The sequence below is a fragment of the Williamsia sp. M5A3_1d genome, assembly GCF_053345315.1.
On the sequence record NZ_JBKEZX010000001.1, the window covers coordinates 675,822 to 690,477 of the forward strand.

16 protein-coding genes are annotated in these 14,656 nt (G+C 68.9%); 8 read left to right on the forward strand and 8 right to left on the reverse strand.

Translation table 11 applies throughout. The annotated features are described in order from the left end of the window. Positions 1–14 precede the first annotated feature (14 nt). Complete coding sequence (locus ACLBW1_RS03265; protein WP_447810058.1) at positions 15–497, forward strand: DUF4188 domain-containing protein; 483 nt, start codon at positions 15–17, stop codon at positions 495–497. A gap of 15 nt (positions 498–512) precedes the next feature. Here ACLBW1_RS03265 and ACLBW1_RS03270 read toward each other — a convergent pair whose 3' ends face one another. Beyond that, complete coding sequence (locus ACLBW1_RS03270; protein ID WP_447810059.1) at positions 513–2,036, reverse strand: phytoene desaturase family protein; 1,524 nt, start codon at positions 2,034–2,036, stop codon at positions 513–515. Positions 2,037–2,038: 2 nt separating this feature from the next. Next, positions 2,039–3,271: an MFS transporter gene (locus tag ACLBW1_RS03275; protein ID WP_447810061.1), complete on the reverse strand. Its 1,233-nt coding sequence runs from the start codon at positions 3,269–3,271 to the stop codon at positions 2,039–2,041. A 120-nt stretch (positions 3,272–3,391) separates the two neighbouring features. Here ACLBW1_RS03275 and ACLBW1_RS03280 point away from each other — a divergent pair, with 120 nt between their 5' ends. Beyond that, on the forward strand, positions 3,392–4,222 hold the full coding sequence (locus ACLBW1_RS03280) for an alpha/beta fold hydrolase (RefSeq protein WP_447810062.1): 831 nt from the start codon (positions 3,392–3,394) through the stop codon (positions 4,220–4,222). Here ACLBW1_RS03280 and ACLBW1_RS03285 read toward each other — a convergent pair. Continuing rightward, the gene (locus ACLBW1_RS03285; RefSeq protein WP_447810063.1) at positions 4,209–5,783 is read right to left on the reverse strand and encodes an FAD-dependent monooxygenase; all 1,575 of its coding nucleotides are present in this window, start codon (positions 5,781–5,783) and stop codon (positions 4,209–4,211) included. The two genes, ACLBW1_RS03280 and ACLBW1_RS03285, sit on opposite strands and share 14 nt — an antisense overlap. Further along, on the reverse strand, positions 5,780–6,679 hold the full coding sequence (locus ACLBW1_RS03290; RefSeq protein WP_447810064.1) for an alpha/beta fold hydrolase: 900 nt from the start codon (positions 6,677–6,679) through the stop codon (positions 5,780–5,782). The genes ACLBW1_RS03285 and ACLBW1_RS03290 overlap by 4 nt, the downstream gene beginning before the upstream one ends. A 108-nt stretch (positions 6,680–6,787) precedes the next feature. Here ACLBW1_RS03290 and ACLBW1_RS03295 point away from each other — a divergent pair, with 108 nt between their 5' ends. From ACLBW1_RS03295 to ACLBW1_RS03315, 5 genes are all read left to right on the forward strand, one after another. Next, a complete protein-coding gene (locus tag ACLBW1_RS03295; protein WP_447810065.1) occupies positions 6,788–7,471 on the forward strand; it encodes a TetR/AcrR family transcriptional regulator in 684 nt (227 codons plus the stop codon). Then, positions 7,468–7,830, forward strand: a complete 363-nt coding sequence (locus ACLBW1_RS03300; RefSeq protein ID WP_447810066.1) for a YidH family protein — start codon at positions 7,468–7,470, stop codon at positions 7,828–7,830. The genes ACLBW1_RS03295 and ACLBW1_RS03300 overlap by 4 nt, the downstream gene beginning before the upstream one ends. Positions 7,831–7,922: 92 nt before the next feature. Next, positions 7,923–8,564, forward strand: coding sequence for a TetR/AcrR family transcriptional regulator (locus tag ACLBW1_RS03305; protein ID WP_447810067.1), 642 nt, complete (start codon positions 7,923–7,925; stop codon positions 8,562–8,564). Positions 8,565–8,613: 49 nt separating this feature from the next. Continuing rightward, positions 8,614–9,843: an acyl-CoA dehydrogenase family protein gene (locus ACLBW1_RS03310; protein ID WP_447810068.1), complete on the forward strand. Its 1,230-nt coding sequence runs from the start codon at positions 8,614–8,616 to the stop codon at positions 9,841–9,843. After that, positions 9,840–10,871 (forward strand): phosphotransferase family protein, encoded by a 1,032-nt coding sequence (locus ACLBW1_RS03315; RefSeq protein WP_447810069.1) that lies wholly within the window; start codon positions 9,840–9,842, stop codon positions 10,869–10,871. The genes ACLBW1_RS03310 and ACLBW1_RS03315 overlap by 4 nt, the downstream gene beginning before the upstream one ends. 13 nt (positions 10,872–10,884) lie before the next feature. Here ACLBW1_RS03315 and ACLBW1_RS03320 read toward each other — a convergent pair whose 3' ends face one another. Next, positions 10,885–11,571 (reverse strand): histidine phosphatase family protein, encoded by a 687-nt coding sequence (locus tag ACLBW1_RS03320; RefSeq protein WP_447810070.1) that lies wholly within the window; start codon positions 11,569–11,571, stop codon positions 10,885–10,887. A gap of 118 nt (positions 11,572–11,689) precedes the next feature. Here ACLBW1_RS03320 and ACLBW1_RS03325 point away from each other — a divergent pair, with 118 nt between their 5' ends. Continuing rightward, entirely contained in the window at positions 11,690–12,028 is a 339-nt protein-coding gene (locus tag ACLBW1_RS03325) for a helix-turn-helix domain-containing protein (RefSeq protein WP_447810072.1), read from the forward strand. A 29-nt stretch (positions 12,029–12,057) separates the two neighbouring features. Here the strand turns inward: ACLBW1_RS03325 and ACLBW1_RS03330 are convergent, their stop codons facing one another. The 3 genes from ACLBW1_RS03330 to ACLBW1_RS03340 form a co-directional block, all read right to left on the reverse strand. Then, positions 12,058–12,633 carry a hypothetical protein gene (locus ACLBW1_RS03330; RefSeq protein ID WP_447810073.1) on the reverse strand — a complete coding sequence of 192 codons (576 nt, stop codon included), beginning with the start codon at positions 12,631–12,633 and terminating at the stop codon, positions 12,058–12,060. An 87-nt stretch (positions 12,634–12,720) separates the two neighbouring features. Further along, complete coding sequence (locus tag ACLBW1_RS03335) at positions 12,721–13,386, reverse strand: response regulator (RefSeq protein WP_447810074.1); 666 nt, start codon at positions 13,384–13,386, stop codon at positions 12,721–12,723. Then, a complete protein-coding gene (locus ACLBW1_RS03340) occupies positions 13,379–14,632 on the reverse strand; it encodes a sensor histidine kinase (RefSeq protein ID WP_447810075.1) in 1,254 nt (417 codons plus the stop codon). The genes ACLBW1_RS03335 and ACLBW1_RS03340 overlap by 8 nt, the downstream gene beginning before the upstream one ends. Positions 14,633–14,656 lie beyond the last annotated feature (24 nt).

Below are 14,656 nucleotides of genomic sequence, written 5' to 3' on the forward strand. Positions count from 1 at the left end.
CCGGGAGGGCAGTCATGCCGCAAAACACCGTTCACCACGGGCGCCGCACCGCTCGGATCGAGGGCGACTTCGTCGTCTTCCTGATCGGCATCCGTTTCAACAAGCTCTGGAAGGTGCGCTCGTGGCTCGGGCCGTTCATGGCGATGCCGAGGATGCTGAGCGACCTGCGGGCGCACCCGGAGAAGGGGTTGCTCGGGGTGCGCATGTCCATGGGGGGACGCACCATCTCGCTGGTCCAATACTGGCGGAGCTTCGAGCAATTGGAGGCGTTCGCGCGCAACACCGACGATCCCCATCTCGCGAGCTGGCGGGCGTTCAACCGCACCGTCGGCGACAACGGCGACGTCGGGATCTTCCACGAGACCTATCGGGTTCACGCCGGCGACCACGAGTCGGTGTACGTCAACATGCCCGTGATGGGGCTCGCCGAGGCCGGCGAATCGGTGCAGCTCGGTAAGGGACGCGACACCGCCCGCACCCGTCTGAGCCGTCGGTGACGGAGGCGCCGTCGGTCACCGATCGAGGGTGTACCGCGCGGCGTTGTGACCGGGGATCCCGCTGACGCCGCCACCGCGCCGGGCGCCGGCTCCGCAGATGGTCAGTCGCGGGTGGCGGGTCTCCACGCCCCAGGTGCCGACCTCGGCGTCGGTCTGCGCCCACGGCCACTGCAGCGACCGGTGGAAGATGTTGCCACCCGGCAGGCCCACCGACTGCTCGAGATCGAGCGGTGACCGTGCCTCGATGCACGGCTGTCCGTTCGCGTCGCGTGCGATGACGTCGCGGATGGGTTCGGCCAGAACCGAATCCACCGATGCGAGAGTGGCCTCGACGGCGCGCTCCAGCGCGCCCGGCACCGTGAACAGGTCCGGCGGCATGTGCAGACCGAAGAGGGTCAGCGTGTGCATGCCGTCGAGCCCCGCGCCGAGGATGCTGCGGTCGGACAGTGTGTGGCAGTAGATCTCGCACGGCGGTACCCGTGGGATACGACCGGCCGCGGCGTCGGCGTAGGCCGACTGGATCTGGCTGAAGCTCTCGTTGATGTGGAACGTCCCCGAGAACGCGGCCGTGGGATCGACCGTGGTGTCGCGGAGACGGGGCAGGCGGGTCAGCAACAGGTTGATCTTGAGCTGCGCCCCACGCGGCGAGGGTTCGGTGTCGACCGGTACCTCGAGCATCGTGTTCAGCACGCTCGGTGCGCATCCCGCGTGCACCATCGCAGCGCGGGCCTCGCCACCGGCCCACGACACCACCCCACCGGCCGGGTCGACCATGTCGACGCGCACGCCGGTACGGATGTCGGCGCCGGCCGCGGAGGTGGCTTTCGCCAGCGCCCCGCTGACCGCGCCCATGCCGCCGATCGGGACATCCCAGTCGCCGGTGCCGCCCCCGATCAGGTGGTAGAGCAGGCAGATGTTCGCCTGCAGCGACGGGTCGTGCAGGTCGGCGAAGGTGCCGATCAGTCCGTCGGTGGCGACGACACCGCGCACGGTGTCGTCGGCGAACGTCGACGTGATCAGCTCTCCGATCGGCCGCTCCACCAGGGCCGACCACAGCTCGTCATCGTCGACGAGCATCCGCATCTCGTCGGCGCTGCGTAGCGGTTCGGTGACGGTAGGGAACACCCGCTGCGCCAGACGTTCCATCCGTCCGTAGAACCGTTGCCACGCAGCGTGATCAACACCCGAACCGGTGGCGGTGTCGAACGATCTGCGCGTGGCGTCGGCGTCACCGTTGTCGACCAGCAGCCCGGTCTCGGGGCGTCCCGGCGTCGGTGTGTAGGAGGAGAAGCGTCGACGGACGAGTCGTACGTCCAGGTCGAGATCGGTGATGATCGACTGCGGCATCAACGACACGAGGTACGAGTAGCGCGACAACCGCGCGTCGACACCGGGGAACACCTGCGCCGAGATCGACGCGCCACCAACATGATCGGACTGCTCGAGGACCAGCACCCGTCGTCCCGCGCGAGCGAGGTACGCGGCCGTCGTCAGTCCGTTGTGGCCGGCGCCGATGACGATGTCGTCGAAGGTCTGCACTCTCACACGGTAGCGGGGGCGCGCCGCTCGAGCCGGTCGAACGCACCCCACAGAGCGAGCCCCAGCACGGCGGCGGCCATCCCGATCCCGCAGACGGCGAGCCACCCCGCAGCCTCGTAGGCGACGCCCGAGCACACCGAACCGGCGACCGCGCCGAGGAAGTAGGTGACCATGTACGCCGTCGTCACGCGGCTTCGGGCCTCGGGCGCGAGTGCGTAGATCGCGGTCTGGTTCGACAACTGCGACGCCTGCACCCCGAAGTCGAACACCAGCAGGCCGATGATCAACGCCACCAACGATTCTCCCGACCATCCGAGCGCGAACCATCCGACGATGATGATCAACCACGCCGAGGTGGTGGCGAGCCGTGAACGTCCACGATCGGCGAGGCGTCCCACCAGCGGCGCCCCGGCTGCACCGGCCACGCCGGCGAGGCCGAACAACCCGATGGCGGTCTCGCTGAAGTGGTAGTCCTCGCCGCGGGAGCCGGCGAGCAGGAACGCCACCGAGGTCCACATGGCGCTGAAACCGAACATGGTGAGGAACCCGAGCAGCATCCGGTGCCGGAGCACCGCTTCGTCGCGCACCATCGTCGCGACGGAGAGCAAAAGCCGACCGTAGGGCTGCGTCGTCCGCGCACCGTCCGACGGCGTCGAGGTGAACACGATGATCGCGAGCACCAGCATGAGCGCGCTGGTGACGAACAGCACGAGCCGCCATCCGCCGAGTCCGGCGATGAGCCCGCTGACCACCCGCGCCAGGAGGATGCCGATCAGCAGTCCGCTCATCACCGTGCCGACCACCCGACCCCGCTCATGGGGCGCGGCCAGCGATGACGACCACGGCACCACGACCTGTGCGGTGGCCGCGAACACGCCGACCGCCAGCGAGGCGACCAGCAGCATCGGGAAACTCGGCGCGACCCCGGACACCAGCAGCGCGATCGCCGACGCCACCAGCAGCAGCGGGGCGAACACGCGGCGGTCGAGGCGGTCACCGAGCGGGACCAACAGCAACAGACCCGCGGCGTAACCCAGCTGAGGCGCGGTCACCACCAGGCTCGTCGTGGACGAGCTGATGTCGAAGTCGTTGCGGATCTCCTCCAACAGTGGCTGCAGGCAGTAGATGGCAGAGACCGTGACGCCGGCGGTGACCGCGAACACCGCTATCAGCACGCGGCTCATGCCTTTCTCGACGGTTCCCGCCGTCGACGCGGTGGTGCTGGTGTCGGTCATGCGCTCCACGTTGCGCGATGGCCGGGGGACTGTCGAATCGGGCGCATGAGAGGTTCCTTTCACGATTGATATGGATACACTGTAACCGAAAATACGACCCCGACGGCGAAGGGCCCGCCCGTGTCAGACCACCCCACCTCTCCCCGGCCCGTCGACCGGTTCCTCGACGTCGACGGAATGTCGATCCGCTACCGACGATCGGGCTCCGGCGCGCCGCTGTTGCTCCTCCACGGGACCACGTCGTCACTCGACCACTTCGACGGCCTCGTCGACCGGCTCGACCCCGATCTCGACCTCATCCGACTCGACCTCCCGGGGTTCGGGGTGACCGGTCCGCACCCCGGACGCGACTATCGGATCGGCACCTACATCGAGGTGGTGGGTCGATTCCTCGACAGGCTGGGAATCGAACACTTTGTGCTACTGGGGAACTCGCTGGGCGGCAACATCGCATGGAACCTGGCGCTCGACCGTCCCGAGCGGGTCACGGCGCTGGTCATCGTCAACGCGACGGGCTATCCCGAGAAGGAGATGCCGACGGGGATGGCGCTGGCCCGCAAGCCCTGGGTGCGTCCGATCCTGCGACACGTGATGCCGCGCGGCGTCGTTGCGAAGAACCTCCGCGCAGCGGTCGGCGAAGGATCCACCATCGTCGACGACGCCATGGTCGACCGTGTCCACCGCCACTGGTCGCGACCGGGTAACCGGCGTGCATTCGTCGACCTCGTCAACACCGATCAGATCGACCGGACCGCGGAACTCGGCCGGATCACGGTGCCCACCATGGTTCTCGGCAGTGCGACCATTCCGTCGCGATTCGCCCGTGACATCCCCGGCGCCGTCGAGCACATCCATCCCGATGCGGGCCATCTGCTTCCGGAGGAGCAACCGGACTGGGTCGCCCATCACGTGGCGGCGTTCCTCTCCGAGCACGGGATCACGCGGCCGTGAGAGTCCGGATCGCCGCGTCCATCGTCGCAGCGAGGTCACCGGTCGCGATCGCGCCGATGTACCCGTCCGGCCGGACGAGCACGATCGCGTCGTCGACGAGCCCGAAAGTTCGGGCGAATTCGCCTGTGGGATCTGCGACTGTCTCGACCGCCGTGTCCGGTGACGACTCGGCGCGTGGACGCGCGGTGACCGTGACACGGCGGACCGCTGCCCCGGTGGTGGGCCAGTCCGCACCCGCCAGGGCCGTCGCCGCGTTCGGTCCGTGGGCGATCGCCGTGAAGTGCGGACCCTGCAGGATCTCGAACAGACGCACTGCGGTCCCGTCGGTGCGCTGCAGCACGAGGTCGGGCGCCCGATCGCCTGCCGCCACCGCCGCGCGATCCGACGACGCCGTGGGCGCGAGTGGACCGCCGCGGTAGGTCAGCGTCAGCTGTTGTTCGTCGGCACCGCGTGTCAGGCTCGACGGGTCGAGTTTCCCCATCCCCTCGTACTTCTCGGTCGACAGGCCGAGGACCGCAGCGGCGATCGGTCGCCGCTCGCCCTCGTAGGTGTCCAGGAGACCGTCGTCGGCGCCGGCGAGAACCTGGGCGAGTTTCCAGCCGAGGTTGTAGGCGTCGCCGATACCGGTGTTCATCCCCTGCGCGCCGGCCGGTGTGTGGACGTGGGCCGCGTCGCCGGCGAGGAACACCGGACCCCGCCGATACGCCTCGGCCAGCCGGATGTTCGGCCGGAACACCGATCGCCATTCGACCGATCTCAGACGCAGGCCCGACATCCGCGTCTGCTTGCGGATGCGGGCGGAGATCGCGTCGATGTCGCGTGGCGGGTCCTCGTCGGGAGCGAGACGGATCATCCATTGGAACAGATCGGTGTGCGGCAGCGGACAGGCGCCCACGAATCGTCCACGCAGACCGGGCCACACGTGCCAGTACCGCCGGGACAGATCGACGCCGTCGACAGCGGCGTCGACGATCAGCATGCGATCGGCGTCGTCGGTGCTTCCGGTGAACGCGATGTCGGCGCCCTTGCGGACGCGGCTGCCACCGCCGTCGGCGCCGACGAGGAAGCGGGCTGTGACCTGTTGGGATCCAACGGGACCCGTCACCGTAGCGACGACTCCGTTCGCGGCGCGCGTGTACGCCGTCAACTCGGTACCGAGTTCGACGCGACCGCCGAGGTCGGTGAACCGGGAGTGCAGCACGGCGACCGTGCGATCCTGCGGGATGAGCCAGGTCTCCGGGTAGGGGACGCTCGCACTCGACGTGGGCTTGGCCATCATGCGTTTGGGCACGGTCACGGGTCCGAGGTGGATACCCATCTTGGGGTAGACACCGCCCTCGGACAGGATGCGGTCGATGGCGCCGAGATCCTCGAGCACCTCCATGGTCCGTGGCTGGATCCCCTTGGCGCGCGATCCGTCGAAGGCGCGGATGCCCTTGTCGACGAGTCGGACCGACACACCGCGACGGATCAGATCGATCGCCAGCGCGGTGCCGGTGGGCCCGGCCCCGACGACGAGGACGTCGGTGGTGGAGGTGGTCTGTTCGGTGGGTGTGGTCACGGATGCTCCGGCTTCGTGTGGGTGGCGATGAACGCGGTGACGGTCTCGGCGACGAGCGTGGGTTGTTCGAACGGCACCATGTGCCCGCAGTCGTCGACGATGTGCAGTGCGTCGGGCGCGAGGAGGCCGCGGACGCGGTCCAGCGCGTCGATGGGGGTGACGAGATCGTCGGTCCCCCACAGGAGGACGGTGGGGATGTCCAGCGAAGCGATCGAGGCGTACAGCGATGCGCGGTCGAACAGGCCGAAGTGCTGCAGCGTCTCGAAGAACGCGTAGAGCGAACCCTCGTACCGGTAGGCGTCGCCGACCATCTCGGCGAGGCGTGCCGCGGTCGCGGGATCGGCGATGTTGCGACCCTGGTGGCTGTCGAACACCCGACGCCCCAGTCGTCGAGCGACCACGCCGGTCACCCGTTCGCTGAGCGACATGAGGCGTTGCAGGAGCGGGCGTGGGCTCAGCCCTGCGGGTCCGATCAGGGCCAGCGATCGCACCGCGGCGGGTGACCGGCGCGCGTACTCCATCGCGACCAGAGCGCCCATCGACGCGCCGACCACGTGGTGCGGGTCCGGCGTCCCGACCGCCTCGAGGAGTTCCGACAGCTGACGCACGAACAGGTCCTCGTCGTAGCGGCCCTGTATCCGGTCGGAGTAGCCGCGACCATAGGCGCTGTAGGTGAGTGTCCGGAAACCGTTCGCGTGCAACGCCGCCGCGGTGTCATCCCAGTAGAACAGCGGGACGGTGATGCCGCCGGTGAGCACGATGACGTCGCCGTCGCGCGGTCCGGTCAGTTCGTGGTGGGTGACACCGTCGGACAACTCGACGAAGTCTCCCCGCAGTCGGGCGCGCGTCTGCGAGTCGAGGTGTCGGTCCTCGCGGGTGTCGACGAAGTACTCCAAGACCGGCTCCTGTCGTGGGGTGACGTGTGGACCGGGGAAGGCCCATAGCTTTATGGATACAGTGTTGCCTAAATTGGCGTGAGGAGTCAAGGGCGTCATACTCATGCCATGAGCAGCTCGTCGGGTTCACGGACGCGCGGTCGGCCCCCGGTGCCGTTGGACCGCATCGTCGCGGCCGCGATCGCGCTGTTGAACGAGGAGGGCGCCGACGCGCTGTCGATGCGGACGCTGGCCCAGCGCCTGGGCTCGGGCACGGCCACCCTGTACCGCCACTTCGAGGGAAGACCGCAGCTGGTCGCCCACGTCGTGGACGAGATGTTCGCCGAGATGGCGTCGCATCCCGAGATGGCGCCACATCCGGAGACGGGCGACGCGTCTCTCGCCATGCCGTGGCAGGAGTCCCTGCGGACCTCGGCGCGGTCCATGTTCGAGGTCCTGCGCCGCAACCCGAACGTCGCACCGCTGATGATCGCGAACACGCCGGTGGGTCCCCATGCCCTCGCGGTGCGTGAACGGGCGCTGGCCGTGTTCCTCGCGGCGGGGTTCGACGCCGCGCTCGCGGTGCGTGCCTGGGTGACGGTGGCCCGTTACGTGCTGGGGTTCGCCGCCCAGCTGCGCACCGACGATCCCCCTTCCGCCCAGACCGCGGCGTGGGGAGCGGTCGATCCGGTCGACTTCCCGGCGTCGATCGCGGTCGCGGCCGAAGTGCCGGTGCCGCTGGAGGACGAATTCACCTTCGGACTCGAAATGCTGATCTCGGGGCTCGAGACCGCGCTCGGGGCGTCACGGTGACCGATCGACGGACACCGCGCGAGCACCAGCCGCCCGGTTCCGTGGATGCCCGGTTCACCCTCGCCGCCGAACGCACCGTGCTCGCCTGGATCCGCACCGCACTGGGCTTGATCGCCGCCGGGATGGCCGTCCTGCACGTGTTGCCGGACTTCTCGTCCTCCGGTGTGCGCGACGTCGTCGGCATCGGCCTCATCGCACTGGGCGCGGGTGCCGCGGTCGCGGGCGGTGTGCGGTGGCGACGGACCACCGCAGCCCTGCGCGAGGGCGCCCCGATGCCCGGTCCGGGCCACGTGTGGGCGGTCATCGTCGGGGTCGTCGTGCTGTCCCTGATCGCGGTGATCGCTGGTCTGGCGAGCTGACCCGAGTTGTGTGACCAGCGAAAACACGGCCGGGCGAACGCTCGGTAGGGACTGGGTGACATCGACGGTCGGCGGCGCACTAGGTTGGTGACATGACCGAGGAGTCGCCGCTGGCCGTGACCGAGGCCTGGCGTGACTACGGCCGGGCCGATCTGCCCGTGCCGCTGGCCGCGGCGCTGGCCGCGTTCGCCGAGCAGGGCTACCACGGGACGTCGGTCCGGGAGATCGCGGCACGGGCCGGATTGTCGGTGCCCGGCCTCTACCACCACTACCCGTCGAAGCAGTCGATGCTGCAGGGACTGCTCGAACTCACGATGGCCGATCTCCTGTGGCGATCGGAGCAGTCGATCGCCGCCGCGGGCGACGACCCCGTCGACCGGTTCGACGCCGTGGTCGAGACCCTTCTGCAGTTCCACATCCACCGCCGCGCGCAGGCGTTCATCGGGTCGACCGAGATCCGCAGTCTCGACGACGACTACCGCAAGAGCTACACCAGCAAGCGTCGCGAACAGCAGCGCATGGTCGACGACATCATCATCGCCGGCGTGGCCGCCGGGGTCTTCGTCACCGAGGTCCCCGAGGACACCGGTCGCGCCGTCACCACCATGTGCGTCGGCGTGTCCACCTGGTACAAGCCAGAGGGGCGCCTGTCACCCGACGAGATCGTCACCCGTTTCCGCGGGATCGCCCGCGCCACCGTCGGTTACGTCGGCGACGCCGCGCGCCGCACCTGAATTCCGCATCACATCGCCGCGTCCGCGGATCGAGGAGTAGGAGTACGCCATGGCTGTCGAACTCAGATACGACGCGGAGGTGACCGAGGTCGTCTCGGCCACCGAGCGGTTCATCGCCGACTACGTGTTGCCGCTCGAGGACGAGTTCGGCGGTGACCTCACCGCAGCCGGTGGCGACGAGCTGCGTGTCGAGATGCAGGGAAAGGCCAAGGCGGCAGGCATCTTCGCGCCGCACGCACCGGTGGAGTTCGGCGGACTGGGTTACAACATGTCCGATCGCGCGCCGGTGTTCGAGGCCGGCGGTCGGTCGGTGTTCGGCCCGTTCGCGCTCAACATCAACGCGCCCGACGAGGGCAACGTCCACATGTTGGCCCACATCGCCTCCGATGGCCAGAAGCAGCAGTTTCTCGCCCCGCTCGCCGCCGGTGACGTGCGCTCGGCGTTCGCGATGACCGAGCCCGCGCCCGGCGCCGGTGCCGACCCCTCGGCCCTGCGCAGCTCAGCGACCCGCACCGACGGCGGGTGGAAGATCAACGGCCACAAGTGGTTCATCACCGGAGCCGACGGCGCCGGCTTCTACATCATCATGGCGCGCACCTCGGGTGAGCCGGGCAGTCGGGGAGGGGCCACGATGTTCCTCGCGCCGGCGCCCGACCCGGCGATCGAGATCGTCCGGCACGTCGGCACCATCGACAAGGCCGGCATCGGTGGGCACTGCGAGATCCGGTTCCACGACCTGTTCGTTCCCGACGAGAACGTGCTCGGGGAGGTCGACGAGGGGTTCCGGTACGCCCAGGTGCGGCTCGGGCCTGCCCGCATGACGCACGTGATGCGGTGGCTCGGGGTCGCGGTGCGCGCGCACGAGGTGGCCGTGGACTACGTCGCACGCCGCGAGGCGTTCGGGACCCGCCTGGGCGACCTCGGCATGATCCAACAGATGGTGGCCGAGAACGTGATCGACCTGTCCGCCTCGCGCGCACTGCTCGTGAAGGCCTGCCACGAACTCGATCTCGGGCATCACGCCGGTGACGAGACCTCGATCGCCAAGACGTTCGCCGCCGAGGCCTACTCGCGCGTCCTCGACCGCAGCATCCAGATGTGCGGCGGGACCGGGGTGACCGACGACCTGCCGCTGGCGCGGCTGCAGCAGGAGTTGCGGCCGTTCCGTATCTACGACGGACCGTCGGAGGTCCATCGTTGGGCGCTCGCGAAACGCGCTGTGGGCAAGGCGAAGAAGAAGATCGCGTTGGAGAACGATCGAGCCGAGAACGCCCGATGAGCACCTCGACCGACCTGCCCGGCATGGACGTGGCGGCGCTGACACGTTTCCTCACCGGTCACGGCATCGACCTCGCCGGCGATCTCGAGGTGGAGTTGATCGCCGGTGGCCGGTCGAACCTCACGTTCATCGCCTCCGACGGCACCACGAAGTGGGTGGTGCGCCGACCGCCGACGAGTGGGCTCACCCCGTCGGCACACGACATGAACCGCGAATGGACGGTGACCCAGGCGCTGCAGCACACCGCGGTGCCCGTCGCCCCGACCATCGCGTTCGACGCCGACGGCGACGTTCTCGGTGCCCCGTGCACCGTCGTGGGGTTCGTCGACGGCACGGTCATCCGGTCCGCGGCCGATCTCGACGCGCTCGACGACGCGACCCTCGACCGCAACGTCGACGCGCTGATCCGGAGCCTGGCCGATCTGCATGCGGTCGACCACGTGGAGGTCGGACTCGGGGAGTTCGGGCGGCCTGAGGGTTTCGTGGCGCGGCAGGTGAAGACGTGGACCCGGCAGTGGGAGATCGTGAAGACGCGCGATCTGCCCGATGTCGAGAAACTGGCGGCGGCGCTCGCCGAGAACATCCCGACCGACAGCGCGAATGCGATCGTGCACGGCGATTATCGCGTGGACAACACGATTCTCGGTGCCGACGATCCCGGAGTCGTTCGCGCGGTGGTCGACTGGGAGATGTCGACGCTCGGCGACCCGCTGACCGATGTCGCTTTGATGTGCGTCTATCGGCAGCCCATCTTCGACAGGGTGCTGGGCTTGTCGGCGGCGTGGACCAGCGATCGCTATCCCGACACCGACGAACTCGCCCAGCGCTACGCCACCGCCGCCGGGGTGGAGATGGCGCACTGGAACTTCTATCTCGCGCTGGCGAATTTCAAGCTCGGCGTGATCGGTGAGGGCATCGCCTACCGGGCGTTGCAGGGCTCGTCGTCGGGGGCGAACTCCGACAAGGCCGCCGAGGCGACCGCCGAGTTCATGGCCGCGGGACTGCGGGCACTGCAGACCACGGGCTGACCCCGGGGTCCGGTCAGCGGAAGGTCATCAACGATCGGTCGGCGACGAGATCGACGTGGGCGTGATCGTTGATCGACACGATCGAGCACCCCGATCCGCCGACGATGATCTTCGTGATCGAGGTGTTGATCATGGTGCGGGCCAGGGTGAGCCAGCGTTCGTCGTCGAGACCCCACAGGCGGGCGAGTACCGCACAGATGGTGCCTGCCGAGGAGACCGCCAGCACCGTGCGGCCCGAACCGGCCTGTGCGACGGCGTCGTCCATCGCGGCATCGGCACGTGATCGGTACTCGGCCCACGTCTCCGACCCGACGACCCGTCGGGCGATCCAGTCCCGCAGGGAATCGTCGAGGTGGGCCTGGAACCGCTTCTCCGTCGGGCTCTCGGTGCGGTCGGTGTCGCTGATGATGGCCTCGAGGTCGTACTCGTTCCACCGCGGGTCGAGGTGGGGATCCGGCGCTGCGGTGTCGGGACCGATCGGGAACTCGGCGAGGATGCGCGCGAGCGTCTCGCGCTGTCGCGCCAGGTCACCCGACACCGCGTGGTCGATGCGGCCGACACGAGCCGCCAGTGCCACCCCGGCTCGGCGTGCCTGCTCGGCGCCGGTCTCGGTGAGGCCACCCTCGTGCTGCGCCCACGCGCCCGCCCCATACGCCTGCGCACGCGCCTGCCCGTGCCGGACCAAATAGAGAACACCCATGTCCCCATCATCGTTGCATCACTCCGCTGTGAGCGGAATCGGCTCGTCGTCGCGGCGTGACGCGACGGAGCCCCACTACGTTGGGGAGCACATATACCGACGACAGCCGGAGGCATCGATGGCAGATCATCTCCACGTGGTGGCACCGGCCGACCCGGAACCGGCCGCTGCGCCGCTGCTGCGCCAACTGCTCGGCGACACCCTGCGGTCGGCACGCCGACGTCAGGAGCGCACCCTCAAGGACGTGGCCGAGCGCGCCGGGGTGTCGATGACCTACCTCTCGGAGATCGAGCGCGGCCAGAAAGAGGCGTCGTCGGAGGTCGTCGGTGCGGTCACCCGTGCACTGGGCGGCAACCTCGTGGACCTGCTGACCGAGATGACGACCCGCGCCATCCCGGCACCCGCCCCGGCCGTGCACCCCGGAGGCGACAAGGTCGCCATGCGCGCCGTCGCCTGAGGCTCAGCCGCCTGTGATCCGTGGGCGGCTCAGCCGCCGATGTTCGGGTTGTCGTCTTCCTTGATGTCGACGCCGTTCTTGCTCGACGACGAACTGATCGAACTGATCGACGAGTTCACCGCGTCGACCCCCGACGCGTCGCCACCCTTGAGCTTGTCGAACGCGGCCTCCACCGTGTCACCGACCTTCGCGAGCGGCGCGGCGATCGCCTTGCACAGCGTCGGGTTCGCCTTCACGTCCTCGCTCGCCAGGCGCACCTCACGCTTGATGAACAGGGCCGCGACACCACCCTTGACCGTGGCGGTGATTCGCCCGTCGGCGCCCTTCTTGAAGGTGCCCGCTTTGTACGGCTTGTAGAGATACCGGTGGAACGCGCCGAAGGCGAGACCGCTGTGCAGCACGAACTTCGTCTTCGCGAACGAGGTGGTGTTGCTCGTCGGGCAATCGGTCGAACTCGAGTCGGTCGAATTCGGGCCGGGGGAGCTCGCGACCGCGGCGCTGGTGGGTGCGGCACTGCTCGAGGCCGAATCCGACGACGACTTGCAGCCGGACACGATCAGGACCGGCGCGAGCAGTAGGACGAGAACGGTCAGCAACTTCTTCATCGACACTGCCTACCACAGCGCGGCTCGACCGCCTAGGGATCCGAAAGGCATTGCGCACCAATCGGACACATCGGACACGCGGGCGGTTCAGGCGCGTTGCACGCCCGCGTCGTGGACCAGCAGCGCGATCTGCACACGGTTGGTCAACGCCAGCTTGTCGAGGATGTGCGAGATGTGGCTCTTCACCGTCGCCACCGTCACGAACAGTTCGCGGGCGATGTCGGCGTTCGAGAGGCCCTGTGCGACAGCGACGGCGACGCGCTGCTCCCCGGGGGTCAGTTCCGCGATCTGGCGGGTCGCCGTAGCCGACCGTGCGTCGCGGTCGGGTTCGGTGACCTGCTCGATCAGTCGTCGGGTGACCTGCGGCGAGAGGATCGGGTCGCCGGCGACCACGGCGTGCAGCGCGGCGACGAGATCGGCGGGTGGGGTGTCCTTCAGGAGGAACCCGCTGGCGCCGGCCCGCAACGCGGCGACCACGAGATCGTCGGCGTCGAACGTGGTCAGCATCACCACATGCGGGGGCGACGGGAGCGCACAGAGGTGTTCGGCGGCGGTCAGTCCGTTCACCCCCGGCATCCGGATGTCCATCAACACCACGGTGGCGCCGGTCTCGGCGACCAACTCCGCGATCCCGTCGCCGTCCGCCGCCTCACCGACGATCTCGATGCCGGAGTCACCGCTGAGCATGGTGCGTAAACCCGCGCGCACCAACCACTCGTCGTCGACCAGCAGGAGTCGGATGGTCTCAGGCATCCACAGCCCCTCTCTCCCAGGGAAGTCGCGCGCTGAGCACGAACCGGTGATCGACGACGCCGTGCACCAGCTCACCCCCGGCCAGGGTCACGCGTTCGTTGAGTCCGGTCAGACCCGTTCCGGTGCCGGGGATGTCGGGGAGTCCGATGCTGTGGTTGAGCGGCTGGCTCACCGAGATCGCCAGTCCGCGCCCGGGACCGCCCTCGATGTCGACGGCCACCGGCACGCGGCCACCGTGCTTGCGTGCGTTGGTCAGTCCCTCCTGCACGATCCGGAAGGCCGCACGCCCCACCACTCCCGGGACGTCATCGGCGCGATCGACCTCGATGTGCGGGGTGATCACCGCGCCGGCCAGACGCGCCTCGGCGAAGAGGCCCGGCACGTCGGCGAGCGACTGCGTCTGGGCGGCGAGATCGTCGGATTCCTCACGGAGCATGAGGATCACGTCGCGCAGGTCCTCGAGCATCTGGTGGACGCCGCTGCGGATCACCCCGGCGGCACGGGCGATGTCCTCCGGAGGCGCGTCGGGCCGATATTCCAGCGCACCCGCATGAACCGACAGCAGGCTCATCCGGTGGGCCAGCACGTCGTGCATCTCCCGGGCCAGGCGTTCGCGTTCGGTCGCCCGCGCGGCGCCCAGTCGTTCACGCTGTTCGGATTCCGCGCGTCGCGCGCGCTCGGCGAGCGAGATGAGGAGCTGCCGTCGATTGCGGACCGACGTGCCCCACCCGACTGCCCCGGCGATCAGCAACACCAGGAACACGGCGTTGAAGAAGGCGCCGTTCTCGGAGCCGATGATCGCGAGATTGGCCATACCCGCGGCGATCCCCAGCGCGGCGACGCCGACGGTGTGTCGGAAGGGGCGATGCACCGCGAGGGAGAAGATCGCCATGTACGCCGCCCCGCCCGCACCGGCGAACGGGATGGACATGATGTTGATGACGATCGCGATCGGCAGCGGCCACCGTCGGCGCCAGAGCAGCAGCAGGCAACTGATCGCTCCGACCGTCAGATCGACCGGCAGGTCGAGGGAGTTCCCGTGGAACCTCGGCAGGGCGCCGAGCAGCCCGATGAACGCGGCGAGCGAGATGACGAGGATGTCGACGACGACATCGCGGGGACTGCGGCGGCCGGTCTGCGGTCGCGGGTCGTCCTCGAGTTCGGCGCGCACCGCACCCGGCAGCCAGGGGCGGCGTAGCCCATGGGCCGGCGGAGTCACCGGGCCCGGCATCGCAGAGATCGACATGGTGGTCTCATCGTGACCCATCGG

What these genes read in the sequence shown, in the direction of transcription:
- ACLBW1_RS03325 (WP_447810072.1), top strand. Translation starts at nt 11,690, where the DNA reads ATGGCAGATCATCTCCACGTGGTGGCACCGGCCGACCCGGAACCGGCC.
- ACLBW1_RS03305 (WP_447810067.1), top strand. Translation starts at nt 7,923, where the DNA reads ATGACCGAGGAGTCGCCGCTGGCCGTGACCGAGGCCTGGCGTGACTAC.
- ACLBW1_RS03340 (WP_447810075.1), bottom strand. Translation starts at nt 14,632, where the DNA reads ATGTCGATCTCTGCGATGCCGGGCCCGGTGACTCCGCCGGCCCATGGG.
- ACLBW1_RS03295 (WP_447810065.1), top strand. Translation starts at nt 6,788, where the DNA reads ATGAGCAGCTCGTCGGGTTCACGGACGCGCGGTCGGCCCCCGGTGCCG.
- ACLBW1_RS03315 (WP_447810069.1), top strand. Translation starts at nt 9,840, where the DNA reads ATGAGCACCTCGACCGACCTGCCCGGCATGGACGTGGCGGCGCTGACA.
- ACLBW1_RS03335 (WP_447810074.1), bottom strand. Translation starts at nt 13,386, where the DNA reads ATGCCTGAGACCATCCGACTCCTGCTGGTCGACGACGAGTGGTTGGTG.
- ACLBW1_RS03330 (WP_447810073.1), bottom strand. Translation starts at nt 12,633, where the DNA reads ATGAAGAAGTTGCTGACCGTTCTCGTCCTACTGCTCGCGCCGGTCCTG.
- ACLBW1_RS03310 (WP_447810068.1), top strand. Translation starts at nt 8,614, where the DNA reads ATGGCTGTCGAACTCAGATACGACGCGGAGGTGACCGAGGTCGTCTCG.
- ACLBW1_RS03265 (WP_447810058.1), top strand. Translation starts at nt 15, where the DNA reads ATGCCGCAAAACACCGTTCACCACGGGCGCCGCACCGCTCGGATCGAG.
- ACLBW1_RS03275 (WP_447810061.1), bottom strand. Translation starts at nt 3,271, where the DNA reads ATGACCGACACCAGCACCACCGCGTCGACGGCGGGAACCGTCGAGAAA.
- ACLBW1_RS03320 (WP_447810070.1), bottom strand. Translation starts at nt 11,571, where the DNA reads ATGGGTGTTCTCTATTTGGTCCGGCACGGGCAGGCGCGTGCGCAGGCG.